Below are 24,604 nucleotides of genomic sequence, written 5' to 3' on the forward strand. Positions count from 1 at the left end.
CTTTAGGCGGCCTCGGCGAATGCGTCGCAATGCTCCAGTGGCAGCGCCTCCAGCAGGCGTTGGCGCACGCGCTGGCAATAGCCGTCCGAGGTCAGCCCGGGCAGCAGCTGCATTGCCGACTGCAGCCGCTGCAGCACCTCATTTTCCGCACGCGCCTGCTGCAGGTCGCGGAACAGCGCCGCTGCCTGTGGATGCCGCTGCATCTCCAGGATGCCCAGCACATAGATGCGCGCCGCCACCAGCGAACGGCGTCGTTCGACCGGCGGGGCGGTGACGGTCGTTTGCGCCTTCACCGGCGCCGCATCGGCCGGTTCGGCAACGGCGTGAGGAGGCGCCGCCACCGTTGCCGTGCCGGTCGCCAGATAGCCCGCCTGCACCAGTTGGATCACCATCGCCGGGGCCTCCTGGCCGAGCAGGCCGGTCAGGTCGGCAACGGTGCGCTGGCCGTCGCACAGGATCAGCAGCCGTCGCTGGCGCATGTCCAGCGGCGCGCGATGGGCCTGCAGCGCGGTTCGGGCGAGATCGGTCTTGCGCGGTTGCATGGAAGGGACAGCCAAGTCGGTGCACGCCGAGCCTGAACGAGGGCGATGAAACCGAGATGACAATGCAGCGCCTGCACACAGGATGGGCTAGCGTGCAGCCATCTTCGTGCCAGGGAACCGCACCGATGAAGCACCTTCCGCTTGCTGGTCTGTTGCTCCTTTCGCTCACCGCCTGCAACCGCACTGCCGAGGCACCCGCCGTGGTTGATGCGACTCCCGCACCCGCCGCTGCTGCTCCTGCTGTGCCTGCACCGGCAGCAGAACAGGGCCCGGCACGCCTGGACGGCTTCGCCGGCGCAAAGCTGGGCGCTGGCATCGCCGAGGTCCGCGCCGGCTTCGGCACGCCGTTGCAGGGGCTGGGCACCGATGCCAGTGGCAAGCCCCTGCCGGCCGACGACGGCAATGACGGCTGCTACTTCCTGCGCCCGCAGGATGCCGAGGATCCGCGCCTGATGATCGAGGCGCGCAAGCTGGTGCGTTACGACGTGCGCAGCGCTGCCATCACCGCGCCGGGCGGCGGCAAGGTCGGCATGACCCTGGGCGAGCTGCAGGTGCTGTACCCGGAGCGGGCTGACGTCGGCCCCGACAAGTACGACGAGAAGGCCCAGCACCTGCGCGTTCGCCCGGCGCAGGAGGGTGCTGCGGTGATCGACTTCGCGCTCGGTGCCGATGGCCGGGTCGGCGCTTGGCGGGTCGGTCGCACCCCACAGGTCGATTATGCGGAAGGCTGTGGCTGATTCTTGATCGAGGGCCCAGCCATGTACGCGGGCCAAGCGTAGAATCGCGCCACGACCGCTGGGGGAGTGCTCGATGATCGCCATTGCCATTGCCTGGTTCCTGCTCGGCCTGCTGTTGCTGGCGCTGGGTGGGGACTCCATCGTCAAGGCCGTGTCCGGCCTGGCCCAGCGCTTCGGGGCCAGCCCGTTCACCGCCGGCCTGCTGCTGCTTGGGGTGACCACCTCGTTGCCGGAACTGGCGGTCAACGCGCGCGCGCTGGCTGTCGGCCAGCCAGAGTTGGCACTCGGCAATGCGGTGGGCAGCAGCATCGTCAACCTAGGCCTGACCCTGGCCGTGGCGGCCATGGCTGCGCCCCTGCTGCTGCGCGCGCGCCTGCAGACGGTGTTGTGGTGGTCGCTGCTGGCGGCCGGCGTGTTGCTGATCCTGTTCGGTCTTGATGGCGGCCTGGCACGCTGGGAGGGCGGCGTACTGCTGGCCGGCTTCATCGTGGTGCAGGTGCTGCTGCTGCGCCGTGGTCGTAGCGAGAGCACCGAGGTGCAGGCGGCCATCGCCGAGTCCGCACTGAGCCGCACCAGTCTGCCGTTGAACGTGCTGCGGGTGCTGATCGCGGCGCTGGCCCTGTACTGGGGCGCACGCCTGGTGGTGGGGGCCGCGGCGGACTTCGGCGCAGCCCTGGGTTGGACGCCGCTGCTGGTCGGCCTGCTGCCGGTAGCGATCGGCACCGCGTTGCCGGAGGTGGCCACCGCCATTGCGGCCGCGCGCCGTGGCCATGGCGACATGGTGCTGGGTCACGTACTGGGTTCCAGCGTGGTCAACCTGTTGCTGGTGATCGGTGCGATGGCGGTGCTGCAGCCGCTGGCGCTACCGGCCTCGTTCGTGCGCCTGGAACTGCCGGCGCTGCTGGCCTTCGCGCTGGTGCTGTACCCGATGCTGCGTGGCGACCTGAAGATCAGCCGGGGCGAAGGCGTGATCCTGCTGGTCGCGTTTGTTGGCTGGTTCGTGCTGGAGCTGCTGCTGGTCGGCGCACCGGCGTTGTAGATCCACGCCATGCGTGGATGCGCATGATTTCGTGCCGACCAACGGTCGGCACCCACCACCGATCACCCGGTGGGTGCCAACCTTGGTTGGCACTCGGGGAGACAAAGCGCCGACCAAGGTCGGCACCTACCGGGCATTGCGGTCGGTAGATCCACGCCATGCGTGGATGCGGTTGGTTCCGTGCCGACCAACGGTCGGCACCTACCACCGATCACCCGGTGGGTGCCAACCTTGGTTGGCACTCCGGGAAACAAAGCGCCGACCAAGGTCGGCCTCTACCGGAACTATCGGCTCTGCGAGGTTTCTTCATCCCGCACCGGTTCCGGCGGAGGCATCTGTTCTTCGGCAACCGGCTCGTTGCCGGGCAGGCTGGGGCGCTTCTCCATCAGCAGCGACAGCGCGGCCTTGGCCATCATGTGCGCGCTGATCGGTGCGGTGATGAACAGGAACACGGTGATCAGCAGCTCGCGCGGCTGCGGGTCCTGGCCCAGGAAGATGTGGTAGCACACCGAACACACCAGTACGCAGCCCACGCCCAGTGTGCTGGCCTTGGTCGGTGCGTGCAGGCGCTTGAAGAAGGTGGACAGCTTCACCAGGCCCAGTGCGCCGACCAGGATGAAGAAGCAGCCGAACAGCAGCAGGATCGACAGGCCGATCTGGATCGCGGTGATCATTCGACGATGTCCCGGCGCAGCACGAACTTGCTCAGCACCACGGTGCTGCCGAAGCCGAGCATGGCGATGATCAGCGCCGCCTCGAAGTAGATCGGCGAGTTGAGGTACATGCCGAACAGCATCAGCTCGGCGATCGCGGTCACCGACAGGGTGTCCAGCGCGAGGATGCGGTCGGGCACGGTCGGCCCGCGCAGCAGGCGCCAGGTGGCCAGCAGCATGGCCAGGCCGACCACGTGCATGCACACCACCAGGGTGGTCTGGATGACTTCAAAACCGGTCATGGGAAGATCTCCATCAACGGCGCCTCGTAACGGCGCTTGATCGTATCGATCAGGTCCTGTGGGTCCTCCAGGTGCAGCACATGCACCAGCAGGAACTTGCGGTCGTCGCTGAGCGCGGCCGAGACCGTGCCCGGGGTCAGGGTGATCATGCTGGTCAGCGCGGCGATGCCGTGGATGTTGGCGATGTCCAGCGGCAACCAGATGAAACCGGGGTGGATGTTCTTCTCCGGGCCGAGCACCTGGATGGCGACGCGGATGTTGGACATCAGGATGTCCCACAGGGTCACGCACAGCAGTTTCGGCAACGGACGCAGCGTGCCGATGCGCGCGAACTCGCGGTCCAGGCGCGCGGCAAACAGTGGCACCACCACGCCCAGTACCAGCCCCAGCACGATCTGGCCGAGGGTGAAGCTGTCGGACATCAGCAGCCAGAACGCCACCACCATGATGCTGAGCATCGGCGAGGGAATGACGCGGCGGAACAGGGAACGCTGGGCGGTCATGGCTGGCGGATCTCCGGCGTGGTCGCGCGCAACTGCTGCACGTACTCGCTGGGGTGCAGCAGCTGTGCGGCGGTGGCGTCGGTGTAGCGCATCAGCGGTGCAGCGGCCAAGGTCATGCCGATGCCGTAGGCCAGCAGGATGCAGGCCGCGTACAGCTCGACCCGGCGCAGGCGTGCCTTGCGCGGCTTCGGTGCATCGGCCTCGGCAGGCGGCACGCGCCAGAACAGGCGGATACCGCCGCGGGTCAGGCCCATGATCACCAGCAGGCTGCTGACCAGTACCGCAGTCCAGACCGGGGCGGTGTACTGCGCCGGCATGCCGGCCAGCAGCGCGGCCTTGGCCAGGAAGCCGGAGAGCGGCGGCAGGCCGGCCACCGACACCGCGCCGATCAGGAACAGCACCGCCGGCGTTTCCTTGCCCGGCATCGGCGCCACCACTTCCTTGCGGTCGCTGGCACCACCACGGCGGCGGCGGATCAGGTCGGCAATCAGGAACAGCGCGGCGGCGACGAAGCTGCTGTGTGGCAGGTAGTACAGGCCGGCCGACAGCACCTGTGGCGTGCCCACCGAGAAGGCGATGAACAGCGTGGCTGCCGACACGATCACCAGGTAGGAGATCAGCACGCGCAGGCGGGTTGCGGCCAGTGCGCCGAGGCCGCCCAGCACCAGCGTTGCCACGCCCGTCCACAGCAGCCAGTCTCGACCATAGCCGGCCATCGCACCGGCATCGTCGCCGAACCACAGCATCTGGATGCGCAGCACCGAATACAGGCCGACCTTGGTCATGATCGCGAACAGCGCGGCCACGGCGGCCGGCGCGCGCGAATAGGCTTCCGGCAACCACAGGTACAGCGGCATCAGTGCGGCCTTGGCGCAGAACACCAGCAGCAACAGGCCCATCGTCGCCTTCACCAGCGTCAGCTGTGCCGGCGGCACCTCGGCGATGCGCTGCGACAGCTCGGCCATGTTCAGCGAACCCAGCGAGGCGTACAGCAGGCCCAGTGCGATCAGGAACAGGGTCGAGGCGGTGACGTTGAACACCACGTAGTGCAGGCCGATGCGCATGCGCAGGCCACGGCCACCACTGAGCAGCAGGCCGTAGGAGGCGATCAGCATCACCTCGAAGAACACGAACAGGTTGAAGATGTCGCCGGTCAGGAACGCACCGTTGAGGCCGACCAGCTGGAACTGGAACAGCGCGTGGAAGTGCGGTGCGCGGCGGTCCCAGCCCGAGCAAGCGTGCAGCAGGCAGGGAATGGCCAGCAGCAGGGTGGTCAGCAGCATCCACGCCGACAGCCGGTCGGCCACCAGCGCGATACCCAGCCGCGACGGCCAGTCGCCGAGCAGGTAGACGTTGATCTCACCACTGGCGGTGGTGGCAAACAGCAGGCCCACCGCCAGCGCCAGCGCCGACAGCGCGGTCCAGGCCACCGCGCGCTGCACCTTGGGGCCATAGCGACGGTGTTCGACGAACAGCGACAGTGCAGCACCCAGCAGCGGAATCAGGATCGGCAGGATCACCAGGTGGTTCATGCGCGGTCCTCGCCCTGGCGTGGCGGCACGCGCTCATCCTGCAGGTCGTCATCCGGCTCGTGGGCGTCCACATGGTCGCTGTGGTTGTCGCTGCGGCTGCGCATGGCCAGCACGATGCTCACCGCGGTCATCGCGAAGGCGATCACGATCGCGGTCAGTACCAGCGCCTGCGGCAGCGGGTCGGTGTAGTTGCCGAGGTGGCTGTCCACGCCCTCCTGCAGCACCGGCGCCTTGCCCAGCACCACGCGGCCACCGGCGAAGATCAGCAGGTTGGTGGCGTAGGACAGGAAGGTCATGCCGAGGATCACATCGAAGCTGCGCGCGCGCAGCAGCAGGTAGATGCCGATGGCGGTCAGCACGCCGATCGCGGTAGCCAGGGCCAGTTCCATCAGTGCATCTCCCCGGTGCGGGCCGAACGGCGTTGCAGGTCGATCTCACCCTTGCGGGCAGTGCGGGTACGCGACGGCTTGATCGTGCCCATCATCGACAGCATCAGCATGGCGCCGCCGAACACCACCAGATACACGCCGATGTCAAAACCAATCGCGCTGGCCAGCGGCACGTCGCCGATCAGCGGCAGGTGCAGGTCCAGGTGACCACTGGTCAGGAACGGTACGCCGAACAGCATCGAGGCACTGCCGCTGAGCAGGGCGATCAGCAGGCCCATGCCGATGCAGCGGATGTAGTCGAAGCCGAAGCGCGACTCCACCGAGGCGGTGCCCTGGATCACGTACTGGATCAGCAGCGGCACCGCCAGCACCAGGCCGGCGATGAAGCCACCACCGGGCGCGTTGTGGCCGCGCAGGAACAGGAAGATCGACACGGTCAGCGTCAGCGGGAACATGATCTGCGCCAGGTCAGCCGGTACCGGCAGCTTGATCGGCGGGCCGGGCATGATCTGTTCCGGCGCCATCCGCGTGCGCCGCAGCAGCGCATGCACCACCAGCGCGGCGATGCCGAACACGGTGATCTCGCCGAAGGTATCGAAGCCGCGGAAGTCGACCAGGATCACGTTGACCACGTTCTGGCCGTAGGCCTCGGGCAACGCACGGGCGAGCAGTTCGCCGGCCATGGTGTTCGGCGGCAGCGTCATTGCCGAATAGGCCAGCGCGCCGAGGCCTGCGCCGGCGATGATCGCGATCACCGCGTCGCGCCGCTTGCGCCAGCGCGGCCGCTCCGGCCCGGACTGCGCGGGCAGGTAGTTCATGCCCAGCAGCATCAGCACCAGGGTGACCATCTCTACCAGCAGCTGGGTCAGCGCCAGGTCGGGCGCGGACAGGAACACGAAGGTCAGTGCCACCATCAGGCCGACGCCACCGACCAGCAGCACTGCCAGCAGGCGCTGCTTGTAGACGCGCAGGGTGGCGACCGCACAGGCCATCATCACCAGCCACAGCGCCCAGCCCAGCAGCGGGATCGGCTGCGGCGCGGTCCAGTTCGGCGAGGCCGGGTTGGCCACGAACGGCGCGGCGGCAACTGCGATCGCCACCAGCACCAGGCCCAGCAGCATGCGCTGCAGGCTGCCATTGGCGATGCCATTGGTCAGGCGCATGGCCAGCGCGGAAAGGGCATCCAGCTGCGCATGGAACACGTTGCGGCCGGTGGTGCGGGTTTCCACGCCGTGCAGGTTGATCAGCTTGCGCAGGCCGAAGTACAGCGCCACGCCGCCGACCACGCCGATCGCGCTCATCGCCAGCGGCAGATTGAAGCCGTGCCACACCGCCAGGCTGTACTCGGGCATGGCGTTGCCGAGGATCGAGGCGGCAGCGGCATGCAGCACCGGAGCTACCGTCAGTGCCGGTGCCACGCCCACCGCCACGCAGATCACCACCAGCAGTTCCACCGGCACCTTCATCCAGCGCGGCGGCTCGTGCGGCACGCGGTCCAGGTCGTGCGGGCCGGGGCCGAAGAAGGTGTCGTGCACGAAGCGCAGGCTGTAGGCCACGCCCAGTACGCCGGCCAGCAGCGCGGCGACCGACACCGCGGTGCGCATTGCACCCGGGCCGCCACCGGCTGTCAGCGCCTCGGCGAACAGCATTTCCTTGGACAGGAAGCCGTTGAGCAGTGGAATGCCGGCCATCGCCAGCGAGGCGATGATCGCCAGCGCACTGGTGAACGGCATCAGCCTGCGCAGGCCACCCAGCTTGCGCATGTCACGGGTGCCGGTCTCGTGGTCGATGATGCCGGCCGCCATGAACAGCGAGGCCTTGAAGGTGGCGTGGTTGAGGATGTGGAACACGCCCGCCACCACCGCCATCGGCGTGGACAGGCCGAACAGCAGGGTGATCAGGCCCAGGTGCGAGATCGTCGAGTACGCCAGCAGGCCTTTCAGGTCGTGCTGGAAGATCGCATTCCAGGCACCGATCAGCAGGGTCAGCGCGCCGATGCCGCTGACCGTATAGAAGAACAGGTCGCTGCCGGCCAGCGCCGGGTGCAGCCGCGCCAGCAGGAATACGCCGGCCTTCACCATGGTGGCCGAGTGCAGGTAGGCCGAGACCGGGGTCGGCGCTGCCATCGCGTGCGGCAGCCAGAAGTGGAACGGGAACTGCGCGCTCTTGGTGAAGATGCCGGCCAGCACCAGGAACAGTGCGTAGGGGTACAGCGCGCTGGCGCGGATCTGCTCACCGGCGGCCAGCACCACGTCCAGGTCGAAGCTGCCGACGATGCGGCCGATCAGCAGCACGCCACCGAGCAGGGCCAGGCCGCCGCCGCCGGTGATCACCAGCGCCATGCGTGCGCCTTCGCGGGCGTCCTGGCGGTGCGACCAGAAGCCGATCAGCAGGAACGAGCTGATGCTGGTCATTTCCCAGAAGATCATCAGCAACAGCAGGTTGCCCGACAGCACCATGCCCAGCATGGCGCCCATGAACAGCAGCAGGTAGCAGTAGAAGCGGTGCGCGTTGTCCTGCTGGCTCAGGTAGTAGCGCGCATACAGCACCACCAGCGCGCCGATGCCCAGCACCAGCCCGGCGAACATCCACGCCAGCCCGTCCAGGCGCAGGGTGAAGTCCAGCCCGATCTGCGGCAGCCAGGGCACCAGGGTGCGGACCACCTGGCCATCGAGTACGGACGGGGTCAGCCAGCCGAGGATGGCCAGTCCGCCCAACGGCGCCAGCGCCGCCAGCCAGGCAGCAGTCGAGCGCGAACTACGGGGGAAGGCCGCAACAGCCGCTGCCATCAGGAACGGCAGGGCCAGCAGCAGGGGCAGGCTGGGGAGCATGCAGGGAATCCATGATTCACGAGCAGGTCAGGGAGAATAACAGGCCGCGAAATGTCGCCGAAACCCATCGAACAGCGATCAATTGCATGTAACGTTCGCTGATTCATTTTTTCTGCGGTGCAGCATCGCGTTCCTGCAGTCCCTCCCCGGTTGCCCTCGGGGGACACCCTACGCCCACGCAGGGAGACCGCAGGCCCTGTCGCACAGGGGCTGCCGTCGACGGGCGGGAAGTGGGGAGCGAGTCACCGGCGCAGGCTGGCAGGGCCGTCGTGGAGTGCGGGTGACGGAATCTGCCCGTTCAGGAAACGATGGGCGCCGCCGGGCATGGGCAGGTCAGTAGCGCCAGTCGAGCTTTCGGTAGAACTTGGCCATCACCCAGGCCGGGCCGATCAGCAGGTAGGTCAGGTCGGTCAGGAAGCTGGGCTTGCGGCCCTCGAACTTGTGGCCGATGAACTGTGCGATCCAGGCCACCACGAACACGCCCACCGCCACCCAGCGCAGGGCCTGCAGGCCGATCTCGGCCTCCAGCAGCCTGCACAGGCAGCCGAATACGAAGAACTGGATGAGCATGCCGATGCCCAGCGGGCGCGACAGCTTGTTGTAGAAGCACCAGGCGCTGAACATCGCGAACGCCGACCAGATGCCGTACTGGAACCAGGTGATCAGCGGCGGCAGGCACCACAGCAGGGCCACCACCGACCACAGGATCGCCGGCACCGCCACCACGTGGATGCGCTGGTTGATCACATTGCGGTGGTCGTCGGAGTAGCTGGCGAAATAGCGGTCGATCGGCCGCGCAAGCTCGGTGGATGTCTGCATGCTGCGTCGCTTCCTCGGACAACGGTAGTGCCGGCCGCTGGCCGACGATCCAGAGCATAGCCGAGTTCGCGAGGTTGCCGGCCAGCGGCCGGCACTACCCGGGGCAACCGGCAGTAGAGCCAGGCCATGCCTTGGCATGCAGACATGCCGAGATTGCCGGACAGCGGCCGGCACGACCCTTCCAGAACGCCCCCAGCCTTTCCGGCCGGGGGCGCAGGGGATCAGTCGACGCTGATCCCGGCCAGGCGCTGCAGCGCCTCGGCGTACTTGGCGCGGGTGCGCTCAATGATTTCGGCCGGAATGGTCGGGCCCGGGGCGGTCTTGCCCCAGTCCAGCGTCTCCAGGTAGTCACGCACGAACTGCTTGTCATAGCTCGGCGGGCTGGTGTCCACTTCGTACTCGTCGGCCGGCCAGTAACGCGAGGAATCCGGCGTCAGCATCTCGTCCATGATGTACAGGCGGCCATCGGCGTCGGTACCGAACTCGAACTTGGTATCGGCCAGGATGATGCCGCGCTCGCGCGCGTAATCGGCGGCGAACTTGTAGATGCGCAGGGTGGCGTCGCGCACGCGCTCGGCCAGGTCGGCGCCGACCTGCTTCACCATCGCATCGAAATCGATGTTCTCGTCATGGTCGCCCACGGCGGCCTTGGTCGAGGGGGTGAAGATCGGTTCGGGCAGCTGCTCGGCCTGGCGCAGGCCATCGGGCAGGTCGATGCCGCTGACCTTGCCGGTGCGCTGGTAGTCCTTCCACCCGCTGCCGATCAGGTAGCCGCGGGCGATCGCTTCCACCGGCACCGGCTTCAGCTTGCGGGTGACCACCGCGCGCTTGGCGTACAGGGCCGGGTCCACGCCCTCGGGCAGCACGCTGGCCACGTCGATGCCGGTCAGGTGGTTGGGCATCAGGTGCGCGGTCTTGGCGAACCAGAAGTTGGAGACCTGGCAGAGCATCTCGCCCTTGCCCGGAATCGGGTCGGGCAGGACCACGTCGAACGCCGACAGGCGATCGGTGGCCACCATCAGCAGGTAGTCGCCCGGCGGGGTCCCTGCAGGCAGCCGCTCGCGCGGGATATCGAACACATCACGCACCTTGCCGCGGTGGCGCAAGGGCAGGCCGGGGAGATCGGATTGCAACAGCGTGGTTGGCACGGGCACTCCTGGGGCGTTGTCGATACGGCTGCCCAACGGACCCGGCGGGCCCGCTGACCAGCGGGCGGCCTAGTGTAAAGCCGTCCGGGCCCGCTGTGACGTAAAATGAGCGTCCATTTCGTCGGTCGACCCCGGAGCGCCATGCGCTGGTACGGAAAACTGCTCGGATTCATCGCCGGCGCCCTGCTGTTCCGGCCCAATCCGCTGTTTGGCGCGGTGATCGGCCTGCTGATCGGCCATGCCTTCGATTCGGACTGGTTCCGCCTGAACAAGGAGAACCCGTACCGGGAGCTGGGGCTGACCTCCGAGGCCACCGATGCCGAGGTCGAGCGCGCCTACCGCAAGCTGATCTCGCAGTACCACCCCGACAAGCTGGGCGGCGCCGCCCCCGAGCTGCAGCAGCAGGCCGAACAGAAGTCGCGGCGGATCAACGCCGCCTACGACCGCATCAAGACCCTGCGCAAGCGCTGACCCCACCGTCCCGCCTGCGGGCGGGAAACCCCTTTCCCCGTTCCGAAGGCCCCGGCCATGTCCAACTGCCTCATCGCCCCCTCCATCCTGTCCGCCAACTTTGCCCGCCTCGGCGAGGAAGTCGACAACGTCCTCGCTGCCGGTGCGGACTGGGTCCACTTCGACGTGATGGACAACCATTACGTGCCGAACCTGACCATCGGCCCGATGGTCTGCCAGGCGCTGCGCAAGCACGGCGTGACCGCGCCGATCGACGTGCACCTGATGGTCGAGCCGGTGGACCGCATCATCCCGGACTTCGCCGAGGCCGGTGCCACCTACATCAGCTTCCACCCGGAGGCGAGCCGCCACGTGCACCGCACCATCCAGCTGATCCGCTCGCTGGGCTGCAAGCCGGGCATCGTGCTCAATCCGGCCACCCCGGTGGACATCCTCGACTGGGTGCTGGACGACCTGGACCTGGTGCTGCTGATGTCGGTCAACCCGGGCTTCGGCGGCCAGGCCTTCATTCCCTCGGCGCTGGACAAGCTGCGCGTGGTGCGCAAGATGATCGACGCCAGCGGCAAGGACATCCGCCTGGAGATCGATGGCGGCGTGAAGGCCGACAACATCGGTGAGATCGCTGCTGCCGGCGCCGATACATTCGTCGCCGGTTCGGCCATCTTCAATGCCAAGACCAGCTACCAGGACGTGATCGCGCAGATGCGCGCGAACGTCGCTGCGGCGCGGGGCTGAGCCATGAGCACGGTGGCCGTGTTGAACATCCGCCCGGCCACCGTCGCCGATGCGGGACTGATCCTGCATTTCATCCGCGAACTGGCCATCTACGAGAAGGCCGAGCATTCGGTGCAGACCGACGAGATCGGCATTGCCGAAAGCCTGTTCGGCGCCGATGCGACCGCACGCGCGTTGATCTGCGAAGCCGACGGCGAGGCCATCGGCTACGCCGTGTATTTCTACAACTACTCCACGTGGCTGGGCCGCAAGGGCATCTACCTGGAAGATCTGTACGTCAGCCAGGAAAAGCGTGGGGCAGGCGCCGGCAAGGCGCTGCTGAAGTACATCGCCCGCCAGGCCGTGGCCGAGGGCTGCGGTCGCTTCGAATGGTCGGTGCTGGACTGGAACACCCCGGCCATCGAGTTCTACACCGCTGCTGGCGCCAGGCCGCAGGACGAGTGGACCGTGTACCGGCTGCAGGGCCAGGCATTGCACGATTTCGCCAACGGCTGAGGCGAGGTGCATCCACGCATGGCGTGGATCTGCCAACCGGGAGGGTGCGAACCGCAACCTGGTGGGTGCGAACCTTGGTTCGCACTCCCTGCGAACTCCGAAAAAAAAGCCACGCCAATCACTGGCGTGGCCTCGCTGCATGCGTGGGAGGCTGATCCTGCCTCCATCCGTCGTCCCTGCTATGGACTTCCATTCTCCGGGCCGGCAATGACATCTGCATGACATGGCGGTTGCGGCACCGCGTCGGCTCCCCTGCGCCGTCATCCACGCATGGCGTGGATCTCCTGCTTCCAAGCGTTGGCGTTCACTGGCAGCGAACGCGCGATTGCTAGCCTGTGCCACCCTGTCCTGGAAGTACCGCATGGCTACACCGCGCTGGCGCCTGATCCTCAACGGCAAATCCGCAGGCAATGACGAACTGCGCGATGCGGTCGGCCATTGGCGCGGGCAGGGCGTGCAGCTGGAAGTGCGGGTGACCTGGGAAGACGGCGACGCCGAACGCTATGTGGCCGAGGCGATCGAGCATGGCGTGGAGGTGATCGTCGCCGCAGGCGGCGATGGCACGCTCAGCGCGGTCGCGGAAACGCTGGCGCATCGCGAGGAACCGGCCGATGCGCTGCCCTCGCTGGCGCTGATCCCGATGGGGACCGCCAACGATTTCGCCACGTCGGCAGGCATTCCGACTGGACCGAAGGATGCCTTCGCGTTGATCGGGCAGACCGCGCCGCGTGCCATCGATCTGCTGCGCGTGGACGCCGATGGCACGCCGTGGTGGTGCGCCAATCTCGCCAGCGGTGGCTTCGGCACGCAGGTGACGGTGGAGACCGATGCTGGCCTGAAAAAGATGCTGGGCGGGCTGGCCTATGTGATCACCGGCATTGCCAAGCTCGGCCGCATCGAGCCGATCAACGCGCGCCTGTCCGGCCCGGATTTCGCCTGGGAAGGCGACTTCATCGCGCTCGGCATCGGCAACGGTCGCCAGGCCGGTGGCGGCCAGCAACTGTGTCCGCAGGCACTCATCGATGATGGACTGCTGGATGTGACGGTGCTTCCGGAGCTGGAAGGCGAAGTCACCGCCACCCTTGGCCAGATGCTGAAGTCCGGCACCCAGGCTGCGCTGGAACAACTGGCCACGCGTGCACGGCTGCCGTGGTTGCAGATCGAATCGCAGCGACCGCTGACGCTCAACCTGGACGGTGAACCGGTGCAGGCCCAGCTGTTCCGCATCGAGTGCGTGCCGGGCCGGGTACGCATGCACCTGCCGGCCGGTTGCCCGCTGCTGGGCGGGCAGGGGTAGAGCCATCGGTCCCCGCGGCCAGCCCGGCCGTGCCGTGGTTCAGTTTCCCAGGGTTCCCCTCCCGCCGATCCTGCGATACAGTCAAGGGGTGTCCAGCCTGACGACCCCGCATACCCTTTCTTCCGCACGCCGTTGGTGGCGATGGTGGCCCGTTGCCGTCGTCCGCCCCCATAACGCTGTGTCCCGGAAGGAAAGTCGTCTTGAACTCGCACGCTCAGTTTCAGCAGCAGGCCGCTGAAGGCCACACCCATATTCCCGTCGTCCGCGAAGTGCTGTCCGACCTGGACACGCCGCTTTCGGTCTATCTGAAGCTCGCCGACGGCCCCAATACCTACCTGTTTGAATCCGTCGAAGGCGGCGAGCGCTTTGGTCGTTACTCGATCATCGGCCTGCCGGCGCGCCGCGTGTACGCCTTCCACGGCCACACGCTGACCGTGCGCGAAGACGGCCAGGTGGTGGAAACCCGCGAGGTGGCCGACCCGTTCGCCGAGGTCGAGGCGCTGCGCAGCGCCCACTCGGTGCCGAAGCTGGATGGCCTGCCGGGCTTCACCGGTGGCCTGGTCGGTTGGTTCGGCTTCGAGTGCATCGGCTACATCGAACCGCGCCTGGCCCCGCCGGCCGGACGCGATGAGCTGGGCACGCCGGACATCCTGCTGCTGGACTCCAACGAGCTGGCGGTGTTCGACAACCTCAAGGGCCGGCTGTACCTGATCGTGCACGCCGACCCGCGCGTCGAAGGCGCGTTCGAGCAGGCCCAGGCGCGCCTGGATGCACTGACCGCGAAGCTGCGTGCACCGGGCGCCGGCTATCCGGCGCCGCTCAACAGCGACGTGCTGGATGAATCCGATTTCGTCTCCGGTTTCACCCGCGAAGGCTTCGTCGATGCGGTCCAGCGCAGCAAGGAATACATCCGCGCCGGCGACATCTTCCAGGTGGTCCTCAGCCAGCGCCTGAGCGTGCCGTTCAAGGCGCGTCCGGTGGATGTGTACCGTGCGCTGCGTGCATTGAATCCGTCGCCTTACATGTATTTCCTCGATGTCGGCGACCTGCAGGTGGTCGGCTCGTCGCCGGAAATCCTGGTGCGTCTGCAGGATGGCGAAGTCACGGTGCGCCCGATCGCCGGCACCCGCCCACGCGGCGCCACCGTCGAGCAGGACCTGGCGCTGGAAGCCGAGCTGCTGGCAGACCCGAAGGAACGCGCCGAGCACCTGATGCTGATCGACCTTGGCCGCAACGACGCCGGCCGCGTGTCCAGGGCCGGCACCGTGGAAGTGGGCGAGCAGTTCGTGATCGAGCGCTACAGCCACGTCATGCACATCGTCAGCGAAGTGACCGGGCAGCTGCAGCCGGGCCTGAGCTATGCCGACGTGCTGCGTGCCACGTTCCCGGCCGGCACGGTCAGCGGTGCGCCGAAGATCCGCGCGCTGGAAGTGATCCGCGAGCTGGAACCGATCAAGCGCAATGTCTACGCCGGCAGCATCGGTTACATCGGCTGGCATGGCGATGCCGATACCGCGATCGCGATCCGCACCGCGGTGATCAAGGACGGCCGCCTGTACGTGCAGGCCGGCGCCGGCATCGTCTACGACTCGGACCCGGACAAGGAATGGGACGAGACGATGAACAAGGGCCGCGCGCTGTTCCGCGCCGTCGCCCAGGCCGCCAAGGGCCTGTAAGCCTGCCTCGCCACGGCCGCTGCGCCGTGGTCGTTCCGCTGTTCCCGTTCAAGACAAGGAGTACCGCATGAAGCTGCTGAGCGCATTGCTGTGGTCGTCACTGCTGGCCACGATGGCCCCGTCTGCGTGGGCGCAGGCAAATACCATTCCTTCGCAGCCGCACCTGCTGGTGAAGGGCGAGGCGCGCCGCGTGGTGATGCCGGACCGGTTCGGCCTGCAGTTGAACATCGAAGAGACCGACATGGATGCCGACGCTGCGCGCCGCCGCGTGCAGGACAACGTTGCCCGCGTACTGGCACTGTTCAAGCAGCACAAGGCGGTGGAAGGCAGCGTGCGCGCGGACAACCTGCGGATTGGTCCTGCGACGCGCTATGAGCAGAACCGGCAGGTCTTCATCGGCACCCGCGTGTCACGCCAACTGCGCGCCAGCTTCGCCAGCGTCCAGCAGATGCAGGACGTGCTGGGGGCGCTGAAGGCCAATGAGAACGTGCAGGTCAGCAGCGTGGCTCCGACGTACTCGGGTGAAGTGGCACTGCGCCGCGAGCTCAAGGGCGAGGCGGCAGCCCAGACCCGCGACTCCGCGCAGGGCCTGGCCAAGGCCTACGGCACCCAGCTGCGCGGTCTGTACAGCATTTCCGACGTGGCGCCGAACTTCGCCTATGGCATCCAGGCGGGCAGTTGGCCCAGCAGTGGGGACCTGGTGACGCCGCCCTCGCCGCCCGCGCCCGAGGCACCGATGAACAGCATCGAGACCACGGGCTCCCGCCTGCGCGAGTCGGTGGAAGCCGGCCCCATCACCTACACCGAAAACGTATACGCCATTTTCCTGATAAGCGACGGGACCTGACCATGTTGTGGATGATCGACAACTACGACAGCTTCACCTACAACCTCGTGCAGTACCTGCAGACGCTGGGCGCCGAGGTCAAGGTGGTGCGCAACGATGCGATGAGCGTGGACGAGATAGCCGCGCAGAAGCCCGAGCGCATCGTCATCTCGCCCGGCCCGTGCACGCCCAACGAAGCGGGCGTGTCGCTGGAGCTGATCGAGCGCCTGGGCCCGACCACGCCGATCCTCGGCGTGTGCCTGGGCCACCAGGGCATCGGCCAGGTCTACGGCGGCACCGTGATCCGTGCTGGCAACATCATGCACGGCAAGACCTCGCCCATCCGCCATGAAGGCAAGGGCGTGTTCGCCGGCCTGCCGGACCGTTACCAGGCCACCCGCTACCACTCGCTGGTGGTGGACAAGCACAGCCTGCCCGATGTGCTGGAAGTGACCGCCTGGACCGAGAACGAGGACGGCTCGATCGAAGAGATCATGGGCCTGCGCCATCGCCAGTTCCCGGTGGAAGGCGTGCAGTTCCATCCCGAATCCATCCTCACCGAACACGGCCACGCCCTGCTGCGCAATTTCCTGCAGCGTCCGGCGGCCTGATCCAAGGAGCATTCCCATGAGCTTCTCCCCCCAGGAAGCCCTGCAGCGCACCATCGAACACCGCGAAATCTTCTTCGACGAAATGGTCGACCTGATGCGGCAGATCATGCGTGGCGACGTGTCGCCGATGATGACCGCCGCCATCCTCACCGGCCTGCGTGTGAAGAAGGAAACCATCGACGAGATCGCCGCTGCGGCCACGGTCATGCGTGAATTCGCGCTGGCCGTGCCGGTGGCCGATACCACCCACCTGGTCGACATCGTCGGCACCGGGGGCGATGGCTCGCACACTTTCAACATCTCCACCTGTGCGATGTTCGTCGCCGCTGCGGCCGGTGCGCGCGTGGCCAAGCACGGCAACCGCAGCGTGTCGTCCAAGTCCGGCAGCGCCGATGCGGTGGAAGCGCTGGGCGCGGCCATCGAACTGCAGCCGGCCCAGGTGGCCGCCGCGATCGAACAAACCGGTATCGGCTTCATGTTCGCGCCCATCCACCATCCGTCGATGAAGGTGGTCGCGCCGGTCCGCCGCGAGATGGGCGTACGCACCATCTTCAACATCCTTGGCCCGCTGACCAACCCGGCCAGCGCGCCGTCGGTGCTGATGGGCGTGTTCCACCCCGATTTAGTGGGTATCCAGGCACGCGTGCTGCGCGAGCTGGGCACCGAGCGCGCCATGGTGGTCTGGGGCCGCGACAACATGGACGAGATCTCGCTGGGCGCCGGCACCCTGGTCGGCGAACTGCGCGACGGTAAGGTGCGTGAGTACGAGATCCACCCGGAAGACTTCGGCATCGCCATGTCGGCCAGCCGCAACCTGCGCGTGGACGGACCGGAGCAGTCCATCCAGATGCTGCGTGCCGTGCTGGACAACGAGCCCGGCCCGGCGCTGGACATCGTGGCGCTGAATGCCGGCGCCGCGCTGTACGTGGCCGGGGTGGCCAGCGACATCGGCGACGGCCTGGCCCGTGCCCGTGCCGCCATCGCCAACGGCAGTGCCCGCCAGCGCCTGCAGCAGTATGTTGAGACCACCCGCGCGCTGGTTGCCTGAGCGCGCGGTTCAGCCTGATCCCCTTGATGGCCGATAATGGCCGTCCTCACCGCCCCCGCACCGAACCGAAGACGATGAGCGACATCCTGCAGACGATCCTGGCCCGCAAGGCCGAAGAAGTGGCCCAGCGCCGCGCCCAGCGCCCGCTCGAGGAGCTGCAGGCCGCCCTGGCCAGTGCCCCGCCGGTACGTGGCTTCGTGCGCGCGCTGCAGGCGGCGGTGGCCAACGGCGACCCGGCGGTGATTGCCGAGGTGAAGAAGGCCAGCCCCTCCAAGGGTGTGATCCGCCCGGATTTCCGCCCCGCCGACATCGCCGTCAGCTATGAGTTCGGCGGCGCCAGCTGCCTGTCGGTGCTGACCGACGTGGACTTCTTCCAGGGCGCCGACGCCTACCTGCAGCAGGCCCGCGAGGCCTGCACGCTGCCGGTGCTGCGCAAGGACTTCGTGATCGACGCCTACCAGGTGTACGAGGCGCGCGTGCTGGGCGCCGACTGCATCCTGCTGATCGTCGCTGCACTGGACGACACCCAGCTGGCCACGCTGTCCGAACTGGCGCTGTCGCTGGGCATGGACGTGCTGGTGGAGGTGCATGACATCGACGAACTGGAGCGTGCGCTGCAGGTGCCGGCGCCGATGATCGGCATCAACAACCGCAACCTGCGCACCTTCGAGGTGTCGCTGCAGACCACGCTGGACATGCAGAAGGCGGTGCCGCGTGATCGACTGCTGGTGACCGAGAGCGGCATCCTCGGCCCGCAGGACGTGGCGCTGATGCGCGATGCCGGCATCCATGCGTTCCTGGTCGGCGAGGCCTTCATGCGCGTGGAAGAGCCAGGCGAGGGCCTGCGTCAGCTATTCTTCGCGGCATGACAACGCACTATCCGACGCCGCGCGACGATGCGCCGCTGGTGGTCTTCGATTTCGACCACACCCTCTACGACGGCGATTCGGGCACCCATCTGTTCGCCTCGCTGATCAAGCGCAACCCGTTGCGCATGCTGGCCGCGCTGCTGGTCACGCCGATCGCCGGGCCGATGGTGGCGCTGCTGCCGACCCGTCGTGCCGGTATTTCGGTCTATGTGTGGATCGGCAGCTTCGGCCTGCACCGTGCGCGTGATTTCAACAAGGTCATCGACGCCTATGTGCTGCGCAACGAGGCACAGATGCGCGCCAAGCTGCTGCCGCAGGCGCTGGAGGTGTTCGCCGCGCACCGGGCCAAGGGGGACCGCGTGGTGGTGGCCACCGGCGCGCCGCCGGAGCTGGCACGGGCGATCCTGGCCTTCGTGGCCCACCAGGACGTACCGGTGATCGGCACCGAGGTTGGTCCGCGGCTGGGCGGCGTCGGCCCGACCCGCCACTGCCACAACGAAGAGAAGATGCGCATGCTGCGCGAGCGCGGCTACGGCGACATCGACATCGCCTACTCCGACAGCACCGCCGACCTGCCGCTGCTGCTGGCAGCCAAGGCGCCAGTGGTGGTGAACCCGAAGCGCTCCAAGGTGGATTTCTTCCGCAGCGTGCTGCCGCCCGGCACCCGCATCCTCAACTGGGGCTGCGTGGACCGCGGTGGCGACAAGGCCTGATCCCGCCGCACGGTGATGGATCTGCCGGCCAGCGGCCGGCACTACCCCTTCTCCGTCCCGGTAGTGCCGGCCGCTGGCCGGCAAACGCTCAGCGGTACAGGTGCCCGTACACCGCATGGCCGATCTGGAACAGGCTGATCCCCAGTACCAGCACGCCAACGGCCACCAGCACCCAGCGCTCCTTCACCCGCTTGACCAGAATTGCCGCCACCGGCGCGGCCATCATGCCGCCGATCAGCAGGCCGGCGACGATCTGCAGGTGCTGCACGCCCATCGACAGCAGGAACGTGGCCGAGATGGTCAGGGTGACGATGAACTCGGCCGCGTTGACCGTACCGATGGTGGTGCGTGCCTGGCCGCCGCGGGCGAGCAGGGTGGAGGTGGCCACCGGCCCCCAGCCGCCGCCGCCGCTGGCGTCCAGCAGGCCGGCAAAGAAGCCCAGCACCGGTACCCGGCGGATTTCGCCCTTGGGCATCCAGCGCCCCGCAGCGCGGGCCAGGATGATGATCGCCAGTACCAGCAGGTACAGGTAGATCAGTGGCCGGATGATGTCGCCGGGGATCTGGGTGAGCACGTAGGCGCCCACGGCGCCGCCCACCGCACCGGGCAGGGCCAGGCGCAGGAACAGGCGTTTATCGACATTTCCGGCGGCAAGGTGCGACACGCCCGACGCGCCCGTGGTGAACACTTCAGCGGTGTGGATGCTGGCGCTGACCTGCGCCGGGGGCAGCCCCATGCTCAACATCACCGACGAGGACACCAGGCCGAAGGCCATGCCCAAAGCGCCGTCCACCAGCTGTGCGCCCAGGCCGATGAGGATGAACCACCAGAATTCGCTGCTCAGTTCCATGCAACGAGCCTAGCGCGCGAAGGAGTGCGGACCAAGGTCCGCACCCACCGGGTGCTCAACGGTCAACGGGTGCCGTACAGCACCACGGTCTTGCCACGTGCATGCAGCAGGCCGTCGGTCTGCAGCTTCTTCAGCACGCGGCCAGCCATTTCGCGCGAGCAGCCGACCAGGCGGGCCAGTTCCTGGCGCGACACGCGCAGCTGGCTGCCCTGCGGATGGCTCATCGCTTCCGGTTCCTGTGCCAGATCGTGCAGTGTGCGCACGATTCGATCGGTAACGTCCAGGAATGCCAGGCGACTGGCCTTGCGGCTGGTATCGAGCAGGCGCTTGGAGATCTGCTGGCCCAGCGCATACAGCAGGCGCGGGGCGTCGGCCGACAGCGGGCCGAGGAACAGCTGGTGCAGGCGCTCGTAGCTGATTTCAGCCAGTTCGCAGGCTGTACGTGTCCGCAGGATCACCTCGCGGCGGTCCGATTCGACGAACAGGCCCATTTCGCCAACGAACTCGCCGGCACCGAAGTAGCCCAGCACAAGCTCGCGATCGTCATCTTCCTCGGCCATGATCGAAACCGAGCCGCTGACAACGTAATACAGGGTTCCCGCCGGGTCACCGGGTCGGAAGACGTCGGTACGGGTGGGATATCGCCGCCGGTGGCTGTGCGCCAGGAAACGATCGATGGTGGCGATATCCAAGGCCAGTGGACTGCTAGCTAGGCGCACGGTTGACACGATAGGGGCGCTCCCTCTGCGCATGAACGGATTCACGGGGTCGATAGCGGAGCTTAACCAGCGCAATTGTTAAGGGCAAACAGTGTGCCAGAACTCTTGCGTCTTCACGTTCCCCCCGGGGGCAGTTTGCCCCATAATTCCCCCTTTCCCTTCTTACACAGGAATCGACCGCCGTGGTCAAGCCGTTGCCTCGCCTGAGGCTGCAGGGTTTCAACAACCTCACCAAGGCGCTGAGCTTCAACATCTATGACGTGTGTTACGCGCGCACCGAAGAGGAGCGTCAGCGTTACATTGAATACATCGATGAAGAGTACAACGCCGACAGGCTGACTCAAATCTTGACCGATGTCGCCGAGATCATCGGCGCCAACATCCTGAACGTGGCCCGCCAGGACTACGACCCGCAGGGTGCCTCGGTGACCATCCTGATCTCCGAAGAGCCGGTGATCGACAAGAAGCTGGCCGGCAAGGAGCTGATCTCCGACGCCGTGGTCGCGCACATGGACAAGAGCCACATCACTGTCCACACCTACCCGGAAACCCATCCGCAGGAAGGTATCGCGACGTTCCGCGCGGATATCGACGTGGCCACCTGTGGCGTCATTTCCCCGCTGAAGGCCCTGAACTACCTGATCGAGAGCCTTGAGTCGGACATCGTGATCATGGACTACCGCGTCCGTGGCTTCACCCGCGATGTGAAGGGCAAGAAGCACTTCATCGACCACAAGATCAACTCGATCCAGAACTTCCTGGCCAAGAACATCAAGTCGCGTTACGAGATGTTCGACGTCAACGTCTACCAGGAAAACATCTTCCACACGAAGATGCACCTGAAGGACTTCGACCTGGACCAGTACCTGTTCGAGGAAAAGGCCAAGAACCTGTCGTTCAAGGAACGCATGAAGATCGAAGCGCTGCTCAAGCGCGAGATCGAAGAGCTGTTCCACGGCCGGAACCTGTCCGAGTAAGACCCATGTGCGATGCCCGCAGGCATCGCCACCCAGGCGGGACGACCCGCCCCGTGGAACCAGTGCCTGGCACGCGTTACAGTTCCACGGTGATGTACCGACCCACGGCCCGGTGTGAAAACACCGGGCCGTTTCGTTTTTCTCAAAAAAGGTAAGGAGCCCCCACCCATGCCCTGGATCTACCTGCTGCTGGCCGGCCTGTTCGAGATCGGTTTCGCCCTCGGAATGAAGTACTCCGAAGGTTTCAGCAAACCCCTGCCCACCGCTGCTACGGTGGTATCCGCGCTGATCAGCCTGTACCTGATGAGCCAGGCGATGAAGAGCATCCCGGTCGGTACGGCCTACGCGATCTGGACCGGTATCGGCGCCATGGGCGTTGCGGTGCTGGGCATCTACCTGTTCAACGACAGCGCGTCACCGGCCCGCCTGGCCTGCGTGGGCCTGATCGTGGCCGGCGTGATCGGCCTGAAGCTGGTCTCGCCGAACTAAGGTGGCCCGGCCAACGGTCGGGCCCCACCGTCTGATTCGGTAGTGCCGGCCGCTGGCCGGCAACCTCCTGATCTTCAGCAGTACCTGCGTGGTTGCCGGCCAGCGGCCGGCACTACCTAGCGGTCACAGCCGGTAGGCGATGGTCTTCATGACCTTGGAAGCCAGCGCCATCGCCCCCGGGATCGGGAACGGCAGGCGGCGTGCGCCGGCCTGCTCGGCGTGGTCCGCATGGCGGGCTTCGTCTTCCTTCATCACCGCGATGACCGCGCGGCTGCGCAGGTCGCCGGGCGGCAGGTCGACCAGGTGCTCGTCCAGGTGGGCTTCCACCTGACGCTCGGTTTCCACCACGAAGCCCAGGTTCCAGCCGTCGCCGCGCAGCCCGGCCAGGGTGCCGATGGTGTAGCTGCCGGCGTACCACAGCGGGTTGAACAGGCTCGGACGGCTGTCCAGCTCACCCAGCCGGGTGGCACACCAGGCCAGATGGTCGGTTTCTTCCTGCGCCGCTTCCAGCAGGTGTTCGCGCGTGGCGGGGTCGCGGGCCACGGCGGCCTGGCCGAAATACAGGCCCTGCGCGCAGACCTCGCCGACGTGGTTGATCCGCATCAGGCCTGCGGCATGGCGCCGCTCGGCGCTGTCCATGCCCGGTTCGTCGGTGCCCGTGGCGGGGTAGGGGCGGGCCGCCGGCGGATTGCCGAACACTGTGTCCAGGGCGCGCTGCGCCTCGGTCAGCAGGTGGTCCAGCGGAGTGGTCTGGCGGAGCACGGTCATGGCAGTACGCGGTGGGGCGGAAGACCCCCGATTCTCGCCCGGCCCCGCGCCCCTGCCAACCCGGCGCAGGGCGCGGGTTGCGCATCCCGGGCAAGGTGAGTACAATCCCGCCTCTTACGCTTCACCTTTTCACAACGCGTGGCAGAGTTCCGGCGAGCCTTTCGCCGCAATGAGCCCGACCTAACCTAGAGTTCTTCATGAGCACTTTCACTGCCAAGAACGAGACCGTCCAGCGCGACTGGTACCTCGTCGACGCCGAGGGCAAGACCCTGGGCCGTCTCGCCACCGAGCTGGCCCGCCGTCTGCGCGGCAAGCACAAGCCGGTCTACACCCCGCACGTTGATACCGGCGACTACCTGGTCGTCATCAATGCAGAAAAGATTGCCGTCACCGGCAAGAAGCTGCAGGACAAGATGTATCACCGTTTCACCGGCTACATCGGCAACCTGAAGACCGAGTCCCTGGCCCAGGCGCTGGAGCGCCACCCGGAGCGCGTGATCGAGATCGCCGTGAAGGGCATGCTGCCGAAGGGCCCGCTGGGTCGCCAGATGTACCGCAAGCTCAAGGTCTACGCCGGCACTGAGCATCCGCACGCCGCACAGCAGCCGCAGGTTCTGGATATCTAATCATGGCTATCACTCAAAACTACGGCACTGGCCGCCGCAAGTCCTCCACCGCTCGCGTGTTCCTGCGCAAGGGTTCGGGCAACATCACCGTCAATGGCCGTCCGCTGGACGAGTTCTTCGGTCGTGAGACCGCGCGCATGATCGTGCGCCAGCCGCTCGAGCTGACCAAGAACACCGAAAGCTTCGACATCCTGGTCACCGCCGCTGGCGGCGGCACCACCGGCCAGGCCGGTGCGATCCGTCTGGGCATCGCCCGTGCTCTGGTCGAGTACGACGAAACCCTGAAGTCCGAGCTGCGCAAGGCTGGCTTCATGACCCGTGACGCCCGTGAAGTCGAGCGTAAGAAGGTCGGTCTGCACAAGGCCCGCCGCGCCACCCAGTTCTCCAAGCGCTGATTTACCGCGCCTGGTTGGGCTCCTTCGGGAGCCCGCTGGTTGGAAAAGCAAAAGCCCGGCTTCGGCCGGGCTTTTGTCGTTTCGGGGTCGTGCATGTCCTGGTTGCCGGCCAGCGGCCGGCACTCCCCGTCTTTCTGCATGTCCGACCCCGGGGTTCTCTCTGGAGAGGAGCCCCCTTGATGTTCAAGGGCGCGCGCCGACAGGCGCGGGGATAAGGTGGAATGCGTGACCAAATTAAAAGCAAAAGGCCAGATCTTTCGATCTGGCCTTTTGCTTTTAAATTTGGCTGCCCCGGATGGATTCGAACCACCGAATGCCTGAGTCAGAGTCAGGTGCCTTACCGCTTGGCGACGGGGCAAAACGTGCAACGATTTTCTCACTTTTCACACTGAAAGACAACTTGATTTTCAGTGTGGTGGCTATGGGTGGACTCGAACCACCGACCCCAGCATTATGAGTGCTGTGCTCTAACCGGCTGAGCTACATAGCCTTGGTGAGCCCGCTATTCTGCGGATGTGTATCGCCCCTGTCAACACTTTTGTGT

The 24,604-nt window shown here is 66.6% G+C and carries 28 protein-coding genes and 2 tRNA genes; 16 read left to right on the plus strand and 14 right to left on the minus strand.

What is annotated here, in order from left to right:
* Positions 1-2: 2 nt before the first annotated feature.
* Positions 3-542 carry a hypothetical protein gene (locus AC5P57_RS12660; RefSeq protein WP_262235435.1) on the minus strand — a complete coding sequence of 180 codons (540 nt, stop codon included), beginning with the start codon at positions 540-542 and terminating at the stop codon, positions 3-5.
* A gap of 125 nt (positions 543-667) precedes the next feature.
* Between AC5P57_RS12660 and AC5P57_RS12665 the strand changes: the two genes are divergently transcribed.
* Both AC5P57_RS12665 and AC5P57_RS12670 read left to right on the plus strand, forming a co-directional pair.
* Positions 668-1,279: a hypothetical protein gene (locus AC5P57_RS12665; protein WP_262235434.1), complete on the plus strand. Its 612-nt coding sequence runs from the start codon at positions 668-670 to the stop codon at positions 1,277-1,279.
* Between the two features lie 73 nt (positions 1,280-1,352).
* A complete protein-coding gene (locus tag AC5P57_RS12670) occupies positions 1,353-2,318 on the plus strand; it encodes a sodium:calcium antiporter (RefSeq protein WP_447385489.1) in 966 nt (321 codons plus the stop codon).
* Between the two features lie 284 nt (positions 2,319-2,602).
* On the opposite strand, the gene AC5P57_RS12675 is transcribed toward AC5P57_RS12670, so the two are convergent.
* The 8 genes from AC5P57_RS12675 to AC5P57_RS12710 form a co-directional block, all read right to left on the minus strand.
* Positions 2,603-2,992, minus strand: a complete 390-nt coding sequence (locus tag AC5P57_RS12675; RefSeq protein WP_262235432.1) for a Na+/H+ antiporter subunit G — start codon at positions 2,990-2,992, stop codon at positions 2,603-2,605.
* Entirely contained in the window at positions 2,989-3,273 is a 285-nt protein-coding gene (locus tag AC5P57_RS12680; protein WP_005411334.1) for a K+/H+ antiporter subunit F, read from the minus strand. Before AC5P57_RS12680 ends, AC5P57_RS12675 begins: the two co-directional genes overlap by 4 nt.
* Positions 3,270-3,776 (minus strand): Na+/H+ antiporter subunit E, encoded by a 507-nt coding sequence (locus tag AC5P57_RS12685; RefSeq protein WP_019338585.1) that lies wholly within the window; start codon positions 3,774-3,776, stop codon positions 3,270-3,272. Before AC5P57_RS12685 ends, AC5P57_RS12680 begins: the two co-directional genes overlap by 4 nt.
* Complete coding sequence (locus tag AC5P57_RS12690) at positions 3,773-5,308, minus strand: monovalent cation/H+ antiporter subunit D (protein ID WP_262235431.1); 1,536 nt, start codon at positions 5,306-5,308, stop codon at positions 3,773-3,775. Before AC5P57_RS12690 ends, AC5P57_RS12685 begins: the two co-directional genes overlap by 4 nt.
* Positions 5,305-5,697, minus strand: a complete 393-nt coding sequence (locus AC5P57_RS12695; RefSeq protein WP_005419863.1) for a Na+/H+ antiporter subunit C — start codon at positions 5,695-5,697, stop codon at positions 5,305-5,307. Before AC5P57_RS12695 ends, AC5P57_RS12690 begins: the two co-directional genes overlap by 4 nt.
* The gene (locus AC5P57_RS12700) at positions 5,697-8,528 is read right to left on the minus strand and encodes a monovalent cation/H+ antiporter subunit A (RefSeq protein WP_262235430.1); all 2,832 of its coding nucleotides are present in this window, start codon (positions 8,526-8,528) and stop codon (positions 5,697-5,699) included. The genes AC5P57_RS12695 and AC5P57_RS12700 overlap by 1 nt, the downstream gene beginning before the upstream one ends.
* A gap of 333 nt (positions 8,529-8,861) precedes the next feature.
* A complete protein-coding gene (locus AC5P57_RS12705; protein ID WP_134528084.1) occupies positions 8,862-9,347 on the minus strand; it encodes an Mpo1 family 2-hydroxy fatty acid dioxygenase in 486 nt (161 codons plus the stop codon).
* 221 nt (positions 9,348-9,568) lie between these two features.
* Positions 9,569-10,495 (minus strand): phosphoribosylaminoimidazolesuccinocarboxamide synthase, encoded by a 927-nt coding sequence (locus AC5P57_RS12710; RefSeq protein ID WP_262235428.1) that lies wholly within the window; start codon positions 10,493-10,495, stop codon positions 9,569-9,571.
* A gap of 141 nt (positions 10,496-10,636) precedes the next feature.
* Here AC5P57_RS12710 and AC5P57_RS12715 point away from each other — a divergent pair, with 141 nt between their 5' ends.
* The 10 genes from AC5P57_RS12715 to AC5P57_RS12760 all read left to right on the plus strand — a co-directional run bounded on the left by AC5P57_RS12715 (position 10,637) and on the right by AC5P57_RS12760 (position 19,236).
* Entirely contained in the window at positions 10,637-10,966 is a 330-nt protein-coding gene (locus AC5P57_RS12715) for a J domain-containing protein (RefSeq protein WP_006399039.1), read from the plus strand.
* Positions 10,967-11,023: 57 nt separating this feature from the next.
* On the plus strand, positions 11,024-11,701 hold the full coding sequence (gene rpe / locus AC5P57_RS12720; protein WP_010482664.1) for a ribulose-phosphate 3-epimerase: 678 nt from the start codon (positions 11,024-11,026) through the stop codon (positions 11,699-11,701).
* Between the two features lie 12 nt (positions 11,702-11,713).
* Positions 11,714-12,196: a GNAT family N-acetyltransferase gene (locus AC5P57_RS12725; protein ID WP_049404524.1), complete on the plus strand. Its 483-nt coding sequence runs from the start codon at positions 11,714-11,716 to the stop codon at positions 12,194-12,196.
* A 361-nt stretch (positions 12,197-12,557) separates the two neighbouring features.
* Entirely contained in the window at positions 12,558-13,493 is a 936-nt protein-coding gene (yegS, locus tag AC5P57_RS12730; protein ID WP_099554073.1) for a lipid kinase YegS, read from the plus strand.
* A 200-nt stretch (positions 13,494-13,693) separates the two neighbouring features.
* Positions 13,694-15,169: an anthranilate synthase component I gene (gene trpE / locus AC5P57_RS12735; RefSeq protein ID WP_099554075.1), complete on the plus strand. Its 1,476-nt coding sequence runs from the start codon at positions 13,694-13,696 to the stop codon at positions 15,167-15,169.
* A 67-nt stretch (positions 15,170-15,236) separates the two neighbouring features.
* Positions 15,237-16,016: an SIMPL domain-containing protein gene (locus AC5P57_RS12740; protein ID WP_099554077.1), complete on the plus strand. Its 780-nt coding sequence runs from the start codon at positions 15,237-15,239 to the stop codon at positions 16,014-16,016.
* Positions 16,017-16,018: 2 nt separating this feature from the next.
* A complete protein-coding gene (locus tag AC5P57_RS12745) occupies positions 16,019-16,606 on the plus strand; it encodes an anthranilate synthase component II (protein WP_010482655.1) in 588 nt (195 codons plus the stop codon).
* 16 nt (positions 16,607-16,622) lie between these two features.
* Positions 16,623-17,654 carry an anthranilate phosphoribosyltransferase gene (gene trpD / locus AC5P57_RS12750; RefSeq protein WP_099554079.1) on the plus strand — a complete coding sequence of 344 codons (1,032 nt, stop codon included), beginning with the start codon at positions 16,623-16,625 and terminating at the stop codon, positions 17,652-17,654.
* A 74-nt stretch (positions 17,655-17,728) separates the two neighbouring features.
* Positions 17,729-18,523, plus strand: coding sequence for an indole-3-glycerol phosphate synthase TrpC (trpC, locus tag AC5P57_RS12755; RefSeq protein ID WP_049426871.1), 795 nt, complete (start codon positions 17,729-17,731; stop codon positions 18,521-18,523).
* Positions 18,520-19,236, plus strand: a complete 717-nt coding sequence (locus AC5P57_RS12760) for a haloacid dehalogenase-like hydrolase (RefSeq protein ID WP_099554082.1) — start codon at positions 18,520-18,522, stop codon at positions 19,234-19,236. Before trpC ends, AC5P57_RS12760 begins: the two co-directional genes overlap by 4 nt.
* Positions 19,237-19,324: 88 nt before the next feature.
* Here the strand turns inward: AC5P57_RS12760 and AC5P57_RS12765 are convergent, their stop codons facing one another.
* Both AC5P57_RS12765 and crp read right to left on the minus strand, forming a co-directional pair.
* On the minus strand, positions 19,325-20,086 hold the full coding sequence (locus AC5P57_RS12765; protein ID WP_054172646.1) for a sulfite exporter TauE/SafE family protein: 762 nt from the start codon (positions 20,084-20,086) through the stop codon (positions 19,325-19,327).
* Between the two features lie 62 nt (positions 20,087-20,148).
* A complete protein-coding gene (gene crp / locus AC5P57_RS12770; protein ID WP_012481435.1) occupies positions 20,149-20,838 on the minus strand; it encodes a cAMP-activated global transcriptional regulator CRP in 690 nt (229 codons plus the stop codon).
* 149 nt (positions 20,839-20,987) lie between these two features.
* On the opposite strand from crp, the gene speD reads away from it, so the two are divergent.
* Both speD and AC5P57_RS12780 read left to right on the plus strand, forming a co-directional pair.
* A complete protein-coding gene (speD, locus tag AC5P57_RS12775; protein ID WP_005411315.1) occupies positions 20,988-21,782 on the plus strand; it encodes an adenosylmethionine decarboxylase in 795 nt (264 codons plus the stop codon).
* A gap of 168 nt (positions 21,783-21,950) precedes the next feature.
* Positions 21,951-22,271, plus strand: coding sequence for a DMT family transporter (locus AC5P57_RS12780; protein ID WP_005411314.1), 321 nt, complete (start codon positions 21,951-21,953; stop codon positions 22,269-22,271).
* A gap of 123 nt (positions 22,272-22,394) precedes the next feature.
* On the opposite strand, the gene coq7 is transcribed toward AC5P57_RS12780, so the two are convergent.
* Positions 22,395-23,039: a 2-polyprenyl-3-methyl-6-methoxy-1,4-benzoquinone monooxygenase gene (coq7, locus tag AC5P57_RS12785; protein WP_099554085.1), complete on the minus strand. Its 645-nt coding sequence runs from the start codon at positions 23,037-23,039 to the stop codon at positions 22,395-22,397.
* Between the two features lie 197 nt (positions 23,040-23,236).
* On the opposite strand from coq7, the gene rplM reads away from it, so the two are divergent.
* Entirely contained in the window at positions 23,237-23,665 is a 429-nt protein-coding gene (gene rplM / locus AC5P57_RS12790; protein ID WP_005414692.1) for a 50S ribosomal protein L13, read from the plus strand.
* 2 nt (positions 23,666-23,667) lie between these two features.
* Positions 23,668-24,060: a 30S ribosomal protein S9 gene (rpsI, locus tag AC5P57_RS12795; RefSeq protein WP_005411311.1), complete on the plus strand. Its 393-nt coding sequence runs from the start codon at positions 23,668-23,670 to the stop codon at positions 24,058-24,060.
* Between the two features lie 283 nt (positions 24,061-24,343).
* Here the strand turns inward: rpsI and AC5P57_RS12800 are convergent.
* Positions 24,344-24,418: transfer RNA gene (locus AC5P57_RS12800), tRNA-Gln, on the minus strand.
* Between the two features lie 55 nt (positions 24,419-24,473).
* Positions 24,474-24,550, minus strand: a tRNA-Met gene (locus AC5P57_RS12805).
* Positions 24,551-24,604: the final 54 nt, after the last annotated feature.

It is taken from the genome of Stenotrophomonas sp. YJH_SMC_79 (genome assembly GCF_059367995.1).